The organism is Aureimonas sp. Leaf324, from assembly GCF_001423245.1.
Lineage (GTDB): Bacteria > Pseudomonadota > Alphaproteobacteria > Rhizobiales > Rhizobiaceae > Aureimonas.
The window spans coordinates 308,082-323,453 of the sequence record NZ_LMOH01000026.1 but is presented as its reverse complement, the minus strand read 5'-3'; the positions used below and the strand labels follow the sequence as shown (position 1 = coordinate 323,453).

Sequence of the window (15,372 nt, the reverse complement as noted above, 5' to 3'; positions counted from 1 at the left end):
TCAGGCCTGCGGCCCGGCGCCCCGCCAGCGGGCGGCGAAGAACGGCTCGCTCGACAGACCCTCGCCCGACAGAAAAGCGTGCGGCACGACCGCTTCCAGTCCCGCCGCGTCGAGCCGCTCGATCCGGCCGAAGAGTTGACGCTCCAGGCAGAGGCGCACCAGCCGGAGGCCGAAGCCCGGCAGACCGAGGCGGTCGCCCGGCGCCCCGCGCACGATCCAGGCGAGACGCACGCCCTCGTCCTCGATGGCTGTCCGGAACACCACCTGACGCTCGCCCGCACCCCCGTGGCGGCACTGGTTCACGGACAGCTCGTGCAACACCTGGGCCACCGGCGCGACCGCTTCGGCCCGGAGCCGGATGTCCGGTCCCTCGAAGGCGACGGGGAAGCCTTCCTCCTCGCTCGTGCGCCGCACGAGATCGGTGAGGCTGACAGGCGACCATTCGGCGTGGCTGAGGAGATCGTGGGCGCGCGACAGGGCCATGATGCGGCCCGAGGTCTTCTCGGCCATCGCGTCGTCGCCGCCGGAGCGGATCGTGTGGTTCACCACCGAGAGCAGCACGGTGAGCGTGTTGCGGACGCGGTGGTTCAGCTCGGAGAGGAGAAGGTCGCGCGTCCGGTTGCGCTCGACCAGCGAGGCGTCGGAGGCGCGCAGGGCTTCGGCGATGTCCTCGAGTTCGCTGACGCGGCCGGGACGGCGCTCGGCCATCGCGCCGCTGCCGGTGACTGCTGCCATCGCCTGGAGCGAGGTGACCTCGCGCACGAGGCGCATCGAATAAAGCCGTGCGAGCACCACCGAGCTTCCCAGCGCGAGCAGCGCGATGGCGGCGAGCGTGCCGACGAGAATGCGGAACGGGGCGTTCAGCGCGGCCACGGGCACCCCCACGACGACCCGCCAGTCGCTCGTATCCAGCGTGTTGAAGGCGATGAACTGCCGCGTTCCGTCGAGTCCCGTCGCGCTCTGGATCACGCCCGCCCGCCGGCCGGTGAACTCCTGCAGCAGGGGCATGGGCGGACGCTCGCCGAGAAAGCGCGTCTGTTCACGCGAGCGGGCGACCACGCGGTCGTTGGTGTCGAGCACCGTGATCACCCAGTCCTTGGGAAGGCGCGTGCGCACGAGGATGTCGAGGATCGCGTTCGGCCGGAGCGCCATGCTCATGGCGTAGCGGGTCTCCCCGTTCGTGGCGAGCGGCACGATCACCGCGGTGAAAAGCCCCTCGGACAAGGGGCTCTTGAACAGGTCGGAAACGCCCGGCCGGCCGGTGGCGAAGACGCGCTCGTCCGAGGCCACGAGGACCGGGTCGAGGTTCTGGGGCAGCGGCTGCCCCTCCGGCGCGAGCGTGTTGAGAAGATGCCGGTGGTCGCGGTCGCGAACCGCCAGCATGGCTTTGCGCGGCGTCAGGAGGGTCTCGGCCTGCGCGCGGAGCGCTGGAAAATCGGCGGCCGTGGCATTGGGCGAGGTGGCGAGCGCGAGCAGCGCCGCCTTCATCGATTCGAGTTCGCGGTCGAGCTGGTCGCTGACCGCCGCCGCCGCCGCCACGGCCCCCTGTTCCAGGCGCTTGTGCTCGGCCTGTGAGTACCACCAGCCGAGGCACAGGCCGAGCGCGATCTGCGGCACCAGCACGAGCGACACGAACAGGACGAGGTGCCAGCGGATCGGAAGGGTGAAGGGTCGCTTCCGGGCCGTCTCGGGCGATACGGGCGGTGCGTCGTCCGCGCCCGGCGTCACGGCGCGCCGCCCCGGCCGGACCTGCGCGGCGTCGTCCGGCGGTCGCGGCGGTACGCCGTCCCCTTCGGGGCGGCAACGCCTGCGGGACCTCGGGAGAGCTCGCATCCAACGGGGCCGGGCCTGCGCATCGCTAACGGTCTGCCTTCGATTGTTCGTCGCGAACAGGAATCGGCGACGAGGTCAGCCTCCGGTCTTGGACGCCGGGCCGATAGATAGCCGTCACCCGATCGATGGCGAGGGTGCTCGCCGCGATGGACGCGCGCGCCGCACGGGTCTCGTGCCGCGGGAGGTCAACCAATCGCCCGGCGGCGCGTTGGAAGGCTTTCGAAGGAGAAGCCGATGACCGACGACACCGCCGTTGAGGCCCGCCGCCGCGAGATCGCGGTCGAACACGTTCTGTTCAAGCTGATCGAATATGTCGAGGACCGCCATCCCGGCCTCCTCGACTTCGTGGAGGGCAGTCTCGACCACCTCGGCGACCCCGCCCGCGACGGCACCAAGGACGACGAGGCGGTACGCGCGATCGCGTGCCGGATGCTGAAGGGCGCGCGCCGGCAGGGTGTCGACTGACGAGATCGTCAGGCCGCGAGGAGCTCGCGCACGCGCGGCGCCACCTCGCGGCCGTAGAGCTCGATGCAGCGCATCAGCCGCGCGTGCGGCAGCGGGCCGGCGCTGTATTTCAGGTCGAAACGGGTGAGGCTGAGCGCCGAAGCGGTGGCGGCGATCTTGCGTGCCACGGTCTCGGGCGAACCGACATAGAGCGAGCCGTGCTCTATCTCGCGCTCGAAGGCTGCGCGCTCCAAGGGCGGCCAGCCGCGCTCGGCCCCGATCCTCGCGTGCATGGCGCGGTAGTCGTCGAAGAACTCGGCGCGCGCGGCCGCGTCCGTGTCGGCGACGTAGCCCGGCGAATGGACGCCGAGCGGCAGCGCCTCGCGGCCCATCTCGGCCAGCGCCCGCGCATAAAGGTCGGCATAGGGGCGGAAGCGGCCGGGCGCCCCGCCGATGATCGCCAGCATCATCGGCAGGCCGTAGCGCGCCGCGCGCACCACCGATTCCGGGCTGCCGCCGACGCCGATCCAGGTCCTGAAGCCCTCGCCCTCCACCGACGGATAGATGCCCGGCGCGTCGAGCGGCGGGCGCACCGATCCCTGCCACGCCACCGGTCCCCCTTTGAGGAGCGCGGCGAAGAGGTCGAGCTTCTCGCCGAACAAGCGCTCGTAGTCGGCGAGGGGAAGGCCGAAGAGGGGAAAGGATTCGGTGAAGGAGCCGCGCCCGAGGATCACCTCGGCGCGCCCGTTCGACAGGGCGTCGAGGGTCGAGAAGCGCTGGAACACGCGGACCGGATCGTCCGAGGAGAGGACGGTGACGGCCGAGCCGAGGCGGATGCGGCGGGTGCGCGCGGCGAGCGCCGCCAGCACCGTCTCGGGTGCCGAGACGGCGAAGTCGGCGCGGTGGTGCTCGCCGATGCCGAAGAAGTCGAGGCCGACCTCCTCCGCCATGACGCCTTCCTCCACGACGTCGCGGATCACCGCGGCGTGGGACTTCTCCGCGCCGTCGTCGCCGCGCGTGACGTCGCCGAACGTGTCGAGCCCGAGTTCGAGGGATGCGCTCATGGGGATCTTTCCAGGGACCGGGCGTCGTCGACGCGTCGTCCCGCTTCTAGACCGGGCGGGCGCGCGAGGACAGCACGCGCGCCCGCGCCCGTCCCGGACGCACCGTTCACAGCTCGCAGCCGTACCTCATCGCTCGATGGCGACGATCTCCGCACTGTCCGGCCCGATCCGCACGCTTTCGCCCTCTTCCTTGCCGACCAGCTGCCGGGCCAGCGGCGACAGATAGGACACGAGCCCTTGCGCGGGGTCGGCCTCGTCGATGCCGACGATGCGATAGGTCTCCACCCGTCCCTTCCGCCTGACACTGACGGCGTGACCGAACTGCACGGTGTCGCTGTCGGCATCGGGCTCGACGACCTGCGCCGTCGAGCGGCGCGCGCGCCAGTAGCGCAGGTCCCGGTGGAGCATGGCGACAGCGATCTTGTCGCCCGCGGCGCGGGCGCGCTCGACGGCCGCGGTGTTCATCGCGATCTCTTCGTCGAGCAGCGAGAGGCCACGCGGCGTGACGAAGTTCGGATCGGTCCCGAGGTCGCGCTCGGGCAGGGCCTCGACCTGGTCCTCGTTCGGCTCCTTCACGAAGGCGACGCTCACGGCAACGGTTCTCCCGGCTGGATGCGCCGGGCGCTCTTGCCCGGCTCTCGCGCTATCATATGGGATGCCGGAGCGCCTTTGTCGCCCGTCACGCGCTCCAGGCGACCCGGTTCCGGCCGTTGCGCTTGGCCTGGTAGAGGTGGGCGTCGGCGACGCGATGGAACTCGTCCCAGTCAAGGCGGCGGCCGGCGGGCACGAAGTGGACGCCGAAGCTCGCGGTGACCGAGAGGCTCGGCTCGTCGAGAAGCACCGTGCCGGCGAGCCGCAGGCGCAGGCCCTCGATGCGCGCGTAGAGCTCGTCGCGGCCGAGGCCCGAAAGCGCCAGCACGAACTCCTCGCCCCCGAACCGCGCCACGCGGCTGCCGGTGGGGGCCGCCCGGAGGAGGAAGCGGCCGAACTCGCGCAGCACCGCGTCGCCGATCGCATGGCCGAAACGGTCGTTGATCGACTTGAAATGGTCGATGTCGATCATGACGATGCCAAGGCCCGCCCCCCAGGCGGCAGGTGCCGCAAAGAGCTCGGCGACCTCGGTCTCGAAGGCGCGGCGGTTCATCAGTCCGGTGAGCGGATCGGTGGTGGCGAGGCGCCGAAGCTCGCGCGCCATGACCTCGCGCTCGTCCTCCAGGCGCTTGAGTTCGATCTGCTGGCGGCGCAACTTCTCGATGTCGCGGTCGAGATCGGTCATCTCGCGGAACGGCGCGGAAGCCTTGCCCACGGCCGCGTCGAGGTCGCCCTCGAGGATGCGGGCCATGCGGGCGCGGGCCTGGACCAGTGGGCGGAAGACGCCGCGGTCGAAGACGACGAGCGAGGACACGCCGACCAGCGTGCCGACCACCGCGGCAACGAGACTGGCGACGGCAAGGCGCAGGCTCCGGTCGCGCTCGGCCGCCAGGCGCTCGCCCCCGACCTTGAGGATCGCGTCGCGCAGCGCTTCCGTCGTGCGGATCGCCGGGCTGTAGCGCTTGTTGAACGCCTCGACGCTGGACGCGGGATCGCCGACGGGCGCGGCAAACACCGTTTCGGCGTGGGCGCGCGCGCCGGCGAAGTAGCCGAAGGTGACCGCCGTCATCGCCCGGTCGACCGCGGGGTCGGCGATGAACGGCGCGGCGTAATGTTCGATCTGCTGCTGCAGGATGTCGGTGAGCGCGAGCATCGAGGCGAACTCGGCCGCGGCGGCGGGGCTCGGGCTCCCGCCGGCGTTCAGCCGGATCGCCACCAGCGAGCGGATGCGCCCGGCATATTCGCGCAGGTCGCTGGCGGCCATCGCCGCCGTCATGAAGGGTGTGAGGTCCGGCGTCAGGCCGATCAGGACCTCGCCGAGATCGTCGCGCAGGACCTGCGCCTGATCGGCCGCGGCATAGATCGTGCGTACGGCCCGCTCGACGTCGGCCGGTGATCTCGTCTCCCGCGGCGCCGCCAGGAGGGCATCGACCTGCGCGCGCGCGTTCATCAGGATCTTGCGATAGGTCCCGGCGTCCTCCTCGAGGACGACGCTCTCTTGTCGCTCCAGCGCGGTGAGGGCGAGGAGCCCGGTCCAGAGCCCGTCCATCCTCGTCCGCGTGGCGGCGAGCTCGGACCGCAGTTTCCCGTCGTCGCCGCGCAGCGTCATCGCGAGGACGGATTGCCCGCGTTCCGACGAGGTCGCTCCCATGAGTTCGATCGAAGCCGAGAAATGCCCGAACTGCGAAAGCGCCTGCGCCCGGCGGCCGTAGACCCCGAGCTGCCAAGTGCACACGAGCGCCGCCGTCACCACGCACGCGACCAACGCGGTGGCGACGCCGACACCCATGAGGCGCTGGAGTCTGGGCTTCGTCACGAGGGACCCCGAATTCGTTCGGATGCAACCCTACGTCACATTCCTCGCCGATCCGTTTCCATCGCGATCGATCTTTTCAAGGATCCGTCGATCAGGCCGAACGTCAGGACACGGCGTCGAGGCCGCCCGCCTCCAGCCGGTCGAGAAGCGCCACCTCGTCGGGCGTCAGCGCGATCCCGTCCGCCGCCGCGCGGGCGCGCGCCGCAAAGCGCCGCTGCGAGGGCAGGCGCGCGCCCTGGTCGAGGATCGCTGCGAAGAGCGCCTCGCCGGCCGCGAAGGGGTCGCCCGGCCGCCCGGCGGCGAAGCGCTCGGGGCTGAAGGCGAGAATCAGTTCGCCGTGGCGGGGCGCGAGCGTCGTGGTGCCGAGCGCGTCGAGCGCGCCGCGGCTCGTCAGGTCGCCGATCATCGCGCCGGCCAGAAGCTCGATCATCGTGGCGATCGCCGAACCCTTGTGGCCGCCGAAGGGCAGCATGGCGCCGGCGAGGGCTGCCGCCGGATCGTTGGTCGGCGCGCCCTCGGCATCGATCGCCCAGGCGTCCGGCAGCGGCTTGCCGGCGCGGCGGTGCAGCTCGATCTCGCCGCGCGCGGCGACCGAGGTCGCAAAATCGAAGACGTACGGGGCCTCCGCGCCCGGCCTCGGCCAGGCGAAGGCGAGCGGATTGGTGCCGAGCAGCGGCCGCGTGCCACCCGCGGGCGCGACGGTCGCATAGCTCGGGCACAGCGCCAGCGCGGCGACGCCGTGCCCCGCGAGCGCCTCGACCTCCGGCCACAGCGCCGAGAAGTGGACGCAGTCGTTGATCGCGAGCGCGGCAAGACCGAGCGCGCGCGCACGCTCGACGAGACGCGGCACGCCGCATTCAAAGGCGGCGGGCGAGAAGGCGCCGCCGGCCGCGACCCGGATGACGCCGGACCCGTCGTCGAGGAGTTCGGGCTCGGCGTCCGCCGACACCTTGCCGGCCTTCAGGGTCCGCAGGCACCCCTCGATCCGGTAGATCCCGTGCGACTTCGCCCCGTCCCGCTCGCCGGCCGCGATGACGCGCGCGAGCGCCTCTGCATGGAGCGGCGCGAGGCCGCCGCGCCGGAGGATCGTCGCGATGCGCTGGCGCAGCGTGTCGAAGTCGAGGTGGATGGGCGCGTTCACCGTGGCGTCTCCGGGCTCCGTGTCGTTCCCCCGCGCATACGCGAGCGTTGGGGCCACTGGAAGGCTCCCGCGACCCTTGCCCTTGAAGAACCGGTTGAAACGCCTCAGTTTCCTTCCTGAAACCCCGGTTCGTGGGAGGCGGTCGTGACGACGCTGAAGGAGTTCGAGGACGCGCTGAAGGCGCACGGCCTGCGCTCGGCGCTCGATGTCCTGGAATTGCTGCGCAAGCGCGACAAGGCCAAGCGCTCGCTCAATCCCGCCCGCCGGGTGACGGGGCGCAAGATGACGCCCGAGCTCGCGCGCCAGATCCTGCATCTGCACGAGACCACCGGCCAGACCCAGCAGGAGATCGCCTTCCAGCTCGGTGTCAACCAAGGCCGGGTGAACGAGGTCATCAAGCGCGGCAAGTGGCTGACCGAAAACCCGGAGGCACCGGAAGCCAAGGCGCGCGACGCCGCGCTCCAGCGCATGCGCCGCCCGGCGCCCCTGCCGAAGGCATCTGCGAAACCCCCGATCAAGCCGGCAACGGCGAGGCGCCGGGCCCCGCCGTCGCCGCAACTCAGCCTCGGCGACTTCTAGGCGGCTTCCAGATCCCACCCGAAAAGTCCGCCGGGTCGGCGCGGCGGTGCTCTCCGCTACCCATTTCGTTGCCGATCCTCACTGACGCCGCCGGCATCGACCGCGTTCGGCGCCTCGTGGGCGACGAACATCCCTCGCCGATCCTTTAGCCGGAGGTGTTCCGGACGGGCTCTCAGGCCGCCAGCGCCTTTGCGAGCTCGGCCTTGGTCATGGTGGAGCGGCCGTCGATGCCGCGCTTCTTCGCCTCGGCATAAAGTTCGGCCTTCGTCGCCTCGTGGCCGTGCTTGCGGAACGGGGCGGCCTTTTTCGCGATATCCTTCGGCTGGGCCGAGAACTGCTCGCCCTTCTTCGTGTCGCGGCGCTTCTTGGCGGTGGTGCGCTCGTACTCTTCCTTCGTCAGGTGCTCGCGCGCCTTCTTGGGCAGGTAGCGCTCGCCGGTCTGGCCGCTTGTCCGGCCGGACTTCGTGCCCCAGTCCTCTTGCGACCACTGGTGCAGGCTGTTGTCGTCGGACTTCTCGCCCTTGTAGCCGCCGCCTTCCTCCTTGTACTCGTGGACGGCAAGCTGCGCCTTGCGGGCGGACCACTGCCCCGGCTTCCCGCCCTTGGCGCCCTTGGTCACCTTCGTCTTCACGCTTTCCCAAAGCTTCGGATCGATCTTCTCGGCGGTCTCGCTCATGGCTCTGGCCTCGGACGGGTTGTTGGCTTGGCCGTGCAACGACGACGCCGGGGAATCGATGCGCGGCTGCGGCAATGCGGCAGATGCCTTCAGCCGCCCCCGGCCAGCGAGGAGACGATCGGGCAGGGGCCGTCCGTCCCCCCGCGGCAGGCGGCGGCCAGATGCTGCAGCCGGTCGCGCGCGGCGGTCAGCTCGCCGATGCGCTCGTCCAGCGCCCGCACCCGCGCCTCGGCGAGTTCGCGCGCGCGGGGCCGGTCCCGGACCGCGTCGAGCCGCAGAAGCTCGGCGATCTCGCCCAGCGTGAACCCGGCGACCTTGGCGGCGCGGATGAAGCGCAGGCGTTCGGCATCCCGCTCGCCGTAGCGGCGGTGCCCGCCCGCCGACCCGCCGCCCGCGGGGCGCTCGGGCTCATCGAGGAGGCCGCGGCGCTGGTAGAAGCGCACCGTCTCGACCCCGATGCCGGCCTCCGCAGCGAGGCCCCCGATCGTCCATCCCGTCATCGCTTGACTCCGTACCATGGTACGGACCCTATATCGGGTGCGGCCCTCCTTCCTGCCATCCCTTGCGAAAGCCGCCCCGATGTCCGCCGCCATCTCCCCCACCGCCAGCCCCCGCCGCGCCGCGATCCATCGCATGGTGATGGAGACGCACACCTGTCCTTACGGGTTGAAGGCGCTCGATCTCCTGAAGCGACAGGGTTTCGAGGTGGAGGACCATCCCTTGCGCACGCGCGAGGCGGTGGACGCGTTCAAGGCCGAGCACGGCGTGAAGACGACGCCGCAGATCTTCATCGACGGGGAGCGGATCGGCGGCTACGACGACACGCGCCGCTACTTCGGCAAGCCCGTCGCCGATCCCAAGGCGACCACCTACAAGCCGGTGATCGCGATCTTCGCCATGAGCGCGCTGATGGCGCTCGCGATCGCCTATGCCGCCCTCGGCACGCCGTTCGCCGCGCGCACGGTGGAATGGTTCATCGCGGTCGCCATGTGCCTTCTCGCCGTCCAGAAGCTGCAGAACGTCGAGACCTTCGCGACGATGTTCCTGAACTACGATCTCCTGGCCAAGCGCTGGGTGCCCTATTCCTACATCTACCCCTTCGCCGAAGGGCTCGCGGGCATCCTGATGCTGGCGGGCGCCCTGACGTTCGTGTCCGTGCCGGTCGCCCTCTTCATCGGCACGGTGGGCGCGGTCTCGGTGTTCAAGGCGGTCTATGTCGACAAACGCGAGCTGAAATGCGCCTGCGTCGGCGGCTCGTCCAACGTGCCGCTCGGTTTCGTTTCGCTCACCGAGAACGTGATGATGGTCGCGATGGCGCTCTGGATGGGCGCGCACGCGTTCCTGTGATCAGCCGGCTTCGCCCCGCCAGAGCGAGGCGATCGGCTCGCCCGCAAGGTCGGGCTTGGACTGGCCGATGAAGATCACGACGGGGCCGGGCCGCTCCGTTGTGGGATCGTAGAAGTCGAGAAGGCCGGGATGGCGTGCCTGCAGGAAGGGCGGCACCCGGTCCTCGCGCCGCAGGAGATGATCCACCACGACCTGGTCGCCGTGGACGCTGTTGGGCACGGCGCCGCAGGAGCCCGGCTGCATCCAGCGCTCCGGGTCGGCCGCGAAGGTCTCGTAGAGGGGGCTGAGTTCGTCGCCGTCCCAGCGCAGGAGCGCGGTGGAGACGCGGCCCTTCAGGAAATAGTCCTCCATCGCGCAAAGGCCCGGCTCGGCGAGCGCCGAGGCGTCGCCCGCAAACACCGTGTCGAGGTCGCAGAGCACCGTGGTGCCGGTGGCGAGGCCCGGCCGGAAGGCCTCCATCTTGGACCACCAGACGGGCCAGTCGTGCCGAAGCGGCACGGGCTCGACGCCCTCGACGCGAAGATCCATGTCGGTGAGGCAGAGGATGCGGGTGAAGGCGGGGGCGAAGCGCCGCGTGCCGCGCGCCAGCCGTTCGACCCAGCGCGCGTCGTAGCGGCCACCGCCGCGAAGCACCGTCAGAAGCGTCGCCATGCCGGGATCATCCGACGACCTTGAGGGCGGGGGCCGCCTCGTCCCGGCTCTTCGCGCCCTCCCAGAGCTCGTCCGTCAGCCCTTCCAGCCAGCCGGCGGCGCGCCGGGCGGCGTCCGGCTCGTGGAGCGTACGGATCGCCTCGCCGTCGAGGGCACGGGCCTCAGCCAGCAGTGCCTGCCAGCCGGCGAGATCGCCCGGCCAGATCGGTGCGGTCACCGCCGCGCCGAGCTTCACCAGCGCCTCGGCCTTGCGCGTCTGCTCGCCGAAATAGCGCCATTCCGGCATGACGATGAGCCGGGCGCCGACGCGTGCGACCTCGTGGATCGTGTTGTCGCCGGCCGACGCGATCACGATGTCGGCGGCCGCGAGATAGTCGGTCACGCCGGGCACCCAGCCGAGCTCGGTGAGGTTGGCGAAATCCGTCTCGTGGCCCTCGCGGTGGGTGGGGCCGAGCGTCAGCCAGAGCGCGTCGGGCGCGGCGCGGGCCGCCACGGTGAGGGGCGCGTAAGGGGTGCCGCTGCCGCCGCCGCCCGTCACCGTCACGATGATTTCGCGGGCCGGGTCGAGCCCGAGGCGGCGACGCGCCTCGGCCTTCTCCGGCACCGCGTCGAGCGTGGTGCACAGGCCCCCGGAATAGAAGGTCTTGGCGCGCAGATGCGCGGGATAGTCGTCCTGCTCCAGCCGCTCGTCGAAGGGCGCGAGCATGCCGACCGAGGCCTCGTAGGAGCCGATGTGGCCGATGTCGGAGCGGTCGCCGTGCATGCGGATCTGGACGGCGGGAACGCTCGCGATGCGCGACAGGAGCGCGATCTCGGACGAGACGTCCACCACGAAGAGCCCGACCTCGCGCTCGTCGAGATGGTCGAGGATGGTGCGCATCGTGCGCCGCATCTCGGCAAGGCCGAGCGGCACGCAGTGCATCACCTGCGGCGTCGGCTCGGCGTAAAGGCGCGGCGTCGGCACCGCCGCGCCGATCATGTTGGGCAGCGGCACGATCTCGATGTCGCGTGAGAAGCCGTCGAAGAGGTGCGGCCCCGCCGTCATCACCGAGACCGGCCGGTCGCGCGAGAACTCGGACACCAGCGCCATGGTGCGGTTGGCGTGGCCGCGGCCCTGGTGATGGACGAAGAAGGTGATCGGCTTCGGCACGGTTGAGCGTTCCCCTCGGGTCTCCCGCGCCGAACCCCCGTTCGGCCGAATGCGAGGGAGAGAAATCTATGGCTCCCTTCGCATTTGTCATCGCAACCTGCGCAAAGTGACGCAGCCGGGCCCTTCCCGGCCGGCCGCACGAGGGCATGTAGCGGGGAGGCGGACGGGAACGAGGACGGGCTGATGTCGGACATGCCGCGTGGCGGGCCTTCGCCCCTGCGCCGAACCCCTCGTCGCATCGCGATCGTCGGCAACGCGCCGGAACTCGGCGATTGCGGCGCGGCGATCGACGCCGCCGACTGGGTGGTGCGCTTCAACAACGCCGCCGGCTTCGGGACCCGTGCGGGGCGCCGCGTGACCCATCTCGCCCTCGTCAATCACGGCGGGCAGATGCGCGAGTGGCTGGACGATCCGGGCTTCCTCGATCGTCCCGCGGTGCGGGCCGCCGAGACCTTTCTGTTTCCTTTTCCCCGCAAGCCGGCCTCGGCCCGCCCGGAGAACGAGGACGGGCGCGACTGGACCGACGAGGCGGAGGCGCGGCTCCGCCCGCTCGGCCGGCCCGTCACGCTTCTGCCCGTCGCCGTCCACCGCGAGGCGGCGGCGCTGATCCACACGCCCGGCGGCCCGACGCCGCCGCCGAGCACCGGCTTCCTCGTATCGCTCCATCTCCTGCGCCGCTACGGCGGCATGGTGGAGATCGACGTCCACGGCTTCGGCTTTGCGGGCTGGGACGGTCACGACTGGGCGCGCGAGCGGCGCTGGTTCGAGGCGATGGCCGCGGGCGGCCTTCTGCGCCTCCATCCGCTCGCCGCCTCGCTCGCCGCGTGAGCGCACCCGCGCCGCGCTGCTTCCTGTGCGGCGGCCGGGCGCTTGCGCCGAGCGACCGGCACTTGTTCTGGCCGGACGGTGCCACGCGGCGTTTTGCGCTCGCCTGCGGCTTCTGCGGCGTCCTGACCGATCGGGCGGAGGGGGCGGACGCGCTGGCGCATCTGGAGGAGGCGATGGGCGCCGAACGGTTCCAACTCGACCGGGCCGCCCCGTACGGGCTCGACATCTTCACGGCTCGCACCGCCGCCACGCGCTGGCGTCGCGCCGCAACGCCGGCGGATGCCGCGCAGCGCGCGGCGCTGGCCCATCCACACGCCGGCCTTGCGGCCGAGGCCGATCTCGACGATCTCGATGAAAACGGCGCAGACCCCATCGCGATCGGGCTGATGTGCCGTGCCGGAGAATGGGAGGCGGCGCTGGAGATGCTCCGCCCGCACCGGGCGACGGGCGCCTCGATCGTGATCCTTGCCGACGGCGAGGGGCCGGCCCTCACGCCGGAGCCCGGCATTCTCGTCGCGCGCCGTCCGATGGCGGGTGATTTCGCCGCCCAGCGCAACGCGCTGCAGGATCTCTCGCCCGCGCGCTGGATGCTGCAACTCGACACCGACGAGACGCTGGCGCCGGGCACAGCCGCGCTTCTCCCGGCGCTCGCAAGGCTGGCCGAGGCGGGCGGCGCCGTGTCGATCGGCCTGCCGCGGCGCAATCTCGTCGACGGCCGGCTCGCCGACCTCTTTCCCGATACGCAGTACCGGCTCAACCGACGCGAGGTCCGCTATGCCGGCCGCGTCCACGAGCGGCCGGACCGGCCGTGGCAGCGCAGTCTCGTCGCGCTGCACGGGGCGATCGACCACCATCTGTCGCTCGCGCGGGTCGAGACCCGTTCGCGCGCCTACGAGGCGATGGAACCCGGTGGCGGGCGGCTCGAGGAGGAGGACGCGCTGCTTCAGCCCTTTCGCGACTGAAAGCGCGCGACGGCCTCCTCGTAGAGCGCCAGCGTCTCCCGCCCCAGCGTCTCGCGGGTGAAGCGGCCGGCCGCCGTCAGCGCACGCTGGCGCAGGGTCTCGCGCACGCCGGGCTCGGCGATCACCGGGCGCAGCGCCTCGGCGAGCGCGGGCCCGGTCGTCTCGCGCGCCATGGCGCCGGCCCCCGTCGCGCCCACGAACTCGCGGGCGCTAGCGTCCTCCATCGAGGCCACCATCGGCCGGCCGTAGGCCATGCCCTCCTGGTAGACGAGGCCGAAGCTCTCGTAGCGCGACGGGGCGAGGACCGCGTGCGCCGCCTCGTATTCGCGCGCGAGATCGTCCTCGTGCAGGCGGCCGAGCGGCAGGAGGCGCGCGCGGGGCCCTGCCGCCACGCCGTCGAGCGCCGCCCCGTCGACGCCGGCCAGCCGGACCTCGAATGGGGGCAGGGCGCCGGCGTCCGCCTCGCGGCCGAGGATCTCCACCGCCCCGAGGATCGCATCGAAGCCCTTGCGGTGCTCCGGCCGCCCGACGAAAAGAAGGCGGATCGGCTCGCCGTCGGCGGCGGCGGGATAACCCGCCGCCCGCGCGCGGGCCAGCATGGCGGGCGCGAGGCTGAGGCCGATCACGGCATGCGGCCGGTCGCCCTCGACCAGCCCGTATTCGGCCGCGATGCGCCGCCCGTGGTCGGCGGTGTTGGAGATGAGCCCGTGGCTGCCGCGCGCCTGCCGCGCCTCCAGCCGGTCGGCCGCCCAGCCGTCGAGCCGGTCGCGCAAGGTGTCCGCCGTCTCGCGCGAGAAGGCGGCCGGCGTCGAGTTGCGCGTGACGAGCGCCATGGGCGGGCGGCGGGCGAGTAGGCAGGCGGGCGCGTACCAGTTCGTCGCCTCGACGACGTCGAACGGGCGTCGGGCGTGCTCGGCAAGGATCGCACGGCGCACGGCCAGCGGCGCGGCGAGATGCCCGACCGCGCCGTAGAGGCGCAGCCGCGCGACGCCGCCGCCCGAAACGGGTTCGGCGCCGACGATCCGCACGCCGCCAGCCTCCGACACGCCGCGCCGGTCGAGCGTCAGCACGGTCACGTCGGCGCCCGATGCGACGAGGCTTTCGGCGATCTCGCGCGCGGCGGTCGACAGGCCGCTCGGGGCCGGCGGATAGTCCCAGGCGATCAGGGCGGTGCGCATCAGCGGTCCAGAAGCTTGCGGTAGAGGGCGAGGTAGTCGGCGGCCATGCGGCGGGCGGTGAAGCGTTCCTCGAAGCGGCGGCGCACGCCCGCGCGGTCGAGCGTCCGAGCCTTTGCGACGGCCTCGACGGCTTCAGCCTCGCTCGACACCACGAAGCCCGTGACGCCCTCGTCGACGATCTCGCGGACCGAGCCCCGATCCCAGGCGACGACCGGCGTGCCACAGGCCATCGCCTCGATCATCACGAGGCCGAAGGGCTCCGGCCAGTCGATCGGAAAGAGCAGCGCCTCGGCGCCGCCGAGCATCTCGCCCTTGGCCGCGTCGCCGAGCGGGCCGACATAGGTCGCCGTGTCCGACAGGAGCGGGCGCACCTCGCGCTCGAAATAGGTCGGATTGCCGACATCGACCGTGCCGGCGAGGCGGATCGGGCGGCCTGCGGCGTCGGCCACCCGGATCGCCCGGTCGGGCCGCTTCTGGTCGGTCATCCGGCCGACGAAGGCGAGATAGCCGCCCGCGCCGCCCGCCAGCGCGTAGCGGTCCTCGGCGATGCCGTGATGAACGACGCCCGCGCGGTTGGCGGCCGGGAGCATTGCCTCCTGCGCGCCCGAGATCGCCGCGACTGGAAGGTCCGGGAAGGTCCGGAAGAAGATTTCCCGGTCGAGCTCGTCCACCCGCCAGTGGATGGTGGTGAGGCTGTGCCGGCGGCGCTCGCCAAGGAGCGCCGCGTGGAAGAACTCGCCGTGGCAATGCACGATGTCGAAGGCGTCGAGGCGCGTCCGCAGGTCCTCCAGCCGCGCCGCTTCCAGGACGGCGGGGATCGAGGGTGGGACCGTCCCGTGACTCGCTTCCAAGCTAAACAAACTCGGCCAGATTCCGACCCTTGGTACATCGGTCGCACTGTCCGCGGGCGCCAATAGCGTTACCTCGACTCCGAGGTCCTGCAGCGCAGTGGAGAGATCGTGAATGACTCTCTCCGTCCCGCCGTGATCTTTGGGTGGCACCGGAAATATTGTCGGAGCAACTTGGGCGACCCGGATATTTTGACCGGGCTCCGCCGTTGAATTTGCCTGCATGAGCCGTTGCTCTGATCTGTTCGAGTGGTTTTGCGTCAA

16 protein-coding genes are annotated in these 15,372 nt (G+C 71.5%); 5 read left to right on the top strand and 11 right to left on the bottom strand.

The genetic code is table 11. The features are described from left to right. The gene (locus tag ASF65_RS16675) at positions 1–1,728 is read right to left on the bottom strand and encodes an HWE histidine kinase domain-containing protein (protein WP_055891559.1); all 1,728 of its coding nucleotides are present in this window, start codon (positions 1,726–1,728) and stop codon (positions 1–3) included. 339 nt (positions 1,729–2,067) lie between these two features. Here ASF65_RS16675 and ASF65_RS16670 point away from each other — a divergent pair, with 339 nt between their 5' ends. Continuing rightward, positions 2,068–2,298, top strand: coding sequence for a hypothetical protein (locus tag ASF65_RS16670; protein WP_055891556.1), 231 nt, complete (start codon positions 2,068–2,070; stop codon positions 2,296–2,298). Positions 2,299–2,306: 8 nt separating this feature from the next. Here the strand turns inward: ASF65_RS16670 and ASF65_RS16665 are convergent, their stop codons facing one another. From ASF65_RS16665 to ASF65_RS16650, 4 genes are all read right to left on the bottom strand, one after another. Next, positions 2,307–3,341, bottom strand: a complete 1,035-nt coding sequence (locus ASF65_RS16665) for an LLM class flavin-dependent oxidoreductase (RefSeq protein ID WP_055891553.1) — start codon at positions 3,339–3,341, stop codon at positions 2,307–2,309. A gap of 126 nt (positions 3,342–3,467) precedes the next feature. Beyond that, entirely contained in the window at positions 3,468–3,932 is a 465-nt protein-coding gene (locus ASF65_RS16660) for a GreA/GreB family elongation factor (protein WP_055891550.1), read from the bottom strand. 88 nt (positions 3,933–4,020) lie between these two features. Then, positions 4,021–5,748, bottom strand: coding sequence for a GGDEF domain-containing protein (locus ASF65_RS16655; protein ID WP_156369351.1), 1,728 nt, complete (start codon positions 5,746–5,748; stop codon positions 4,021–4,023). Between the two features lie 103 nt (positions 5,749–5,851). Beyond that, positions 5,852–6,889: an Ldh family oxidoreductase gene (locus tag ASF65_RS16650; RefSeq protein WP_200940067.1), complete on the bottom strand. Its 1,038-nt coding sequence runs from the start codon at positions 6,887–6,889 to the stop codon at positions 5,852–5,854. Between the two features lie 144 nt (positions 6,890–7,033). Between ASF65_RS16650 and ASF65_RS16645 the strand changes: the two genes are divergently transcribed. Further along, positions 7,034–7,468, top strand: coding sequence for a hypothetical protein (locus tag ASF65_RS16645; protein WP_055891545.1), 435 nt, complete (start codon positions 7,034–7,036; stop codon positions 7,466–7,468). Between the two features lie 172 nt (positions 7,469–7,640). Here ASF65_RS16645 and ASF65_RS16640 read toward each other — a convergent pair whose 3' ends face one another. Both ASF65_RS16640 and ASF65_RS16635 read right to left on the bottom strand, forming a co-directional pair. Next, the gene (locus ASF65_RS16640) at positions 7,641–8,144 is read right to left on the bottom strand and encodes a hypothetical protein (RefSeq protein WP_055891542.1); all 504 of its coding nucleotides are present in this window, start codon (positions 8,142–8,144) and stop codon (positions 7,641–7,643) included. Between the two features lie 89 nt (positions 8,145–8,233). Beyond that, positions 8,234–8,662 carry a MerR family transcriptional regulator gene (locus ASF65_RS16635; RefSeq protein ID WP_200940066.1) on the bottom strand — a complete coding sequence of 143 codons (429 nt, stop codon included), beginning with the start codon at positions 8,660–8,662 and terminating at the stop codon, positions 8,234–8,236. Between the two features lie 61 nt (positions 8,663–8,723). On the opposite strand from ASF65_RS16635, the gene ASF65_RS16630 reads away from it, so the two are divergent. Further along, positions 8,724–9,491 (top strand): glutaredoxin, encoded by a 768-nt coding sequence (locus tag ASF65_RS16630; RefSeq protein WP_055891537.1) that lies wholly within the window; start codon positions 8,724–8,726, stop codon positions 9,489–9,491. On the opposite strand, the gene ASF65_RS16625 is transcribed toward ASF65_RS16630, so the two are convergent. Both ASF65_RS16625 and ASF65_RS16620 read right to left on the bottom strand, forming a co-directional pair. Next, positions 9,492–10,142, bottom strand: coding sequence for a hypothetical protein (locus tag ASF65_RS16625; protein WP_055891536.1), 651 nt, complete (start codon positions 10,140–10,142; stop codon positions 9,492–9,494). A gap of 7 nt (positions 10,143–10,149) precedes the next feature. Beyond that, entirely contained in the window at positions 10,150–11,292 is a 1,143-nt protein-coding gene (locus ASF65_RS16620; RefSeq protein ID WP_055891533.1) for a glycosyltransferase, read from the bottom strand. A 183-nt stretch (positions 11,293–11,475) separates the two neighbouring features. On the opposite strand from ASF65_RS16620, the gene ASF65_RS16615 reads away from it, so the two are divergent. Together ASF65_RS16615 and ASF65_RS16610 are read left to right on the top strand one after the other, a co-directional pair. Continuing rightward, positions 11,476–12,120 (top strand): hypothetical protein, encoded by a 645-nt coding sequence (locus ASF65_RS16615; RefSeq protein WP_055891531.1) that lies wholly within the window; start codon positions 11,476–11,478, stop codon positions 12,118–12,120. After that, complete coding sequence (locus tag ASF65_RS16610; protein WP_055891529.1) at positions 12,117–13,082, top strand: hypothetical protein; 966 nt, start codon at positions 12,117–12,119, stop codon at positions 13,080–13,082. Before ASF65_RS16615 ends, ASF65_RS16610 begins: the two co-directional genes overlap by 4 nt. Here ASF65_RS16610 and ASF65_RS16605 read toward each other — a convergent pair. Then, the gene (locus tag ASF65_RS16605; RefSeq protein WP_055891526.1) at positions 13,064–14,260 is read right to left on the bottom strand and encodes a glycosyltransferase family 4 protein; all 1,197 of its coding nucleotides are present in this window, start codon (positions 14,258–14,260) and stop codon (positions 13,064–13,066) included. The genes ASF65_RS16610 and ASF65_RS16605 overlap by 19 nt on opposite strands. Further along, the gene (locus tag ASF65_RS16600) at positions 14,260–15,333 is read right to left on the bottom strand and encodes a glycosyltransferase family 4 protein (protein ID WP_055891523.1); all 1,074 of its coding nucleotides are present in this window, start codon (positions 15,331–15,333) and stop codon (positions 14,260–14,262) included. Before ASF65_RS16600 ends, ASF65_RS16605 begins: the two co-directional genes overlap by 1 nt. Between the last annotated feature and the right edge of the window lie 39 nt (positions 15,334–15,372).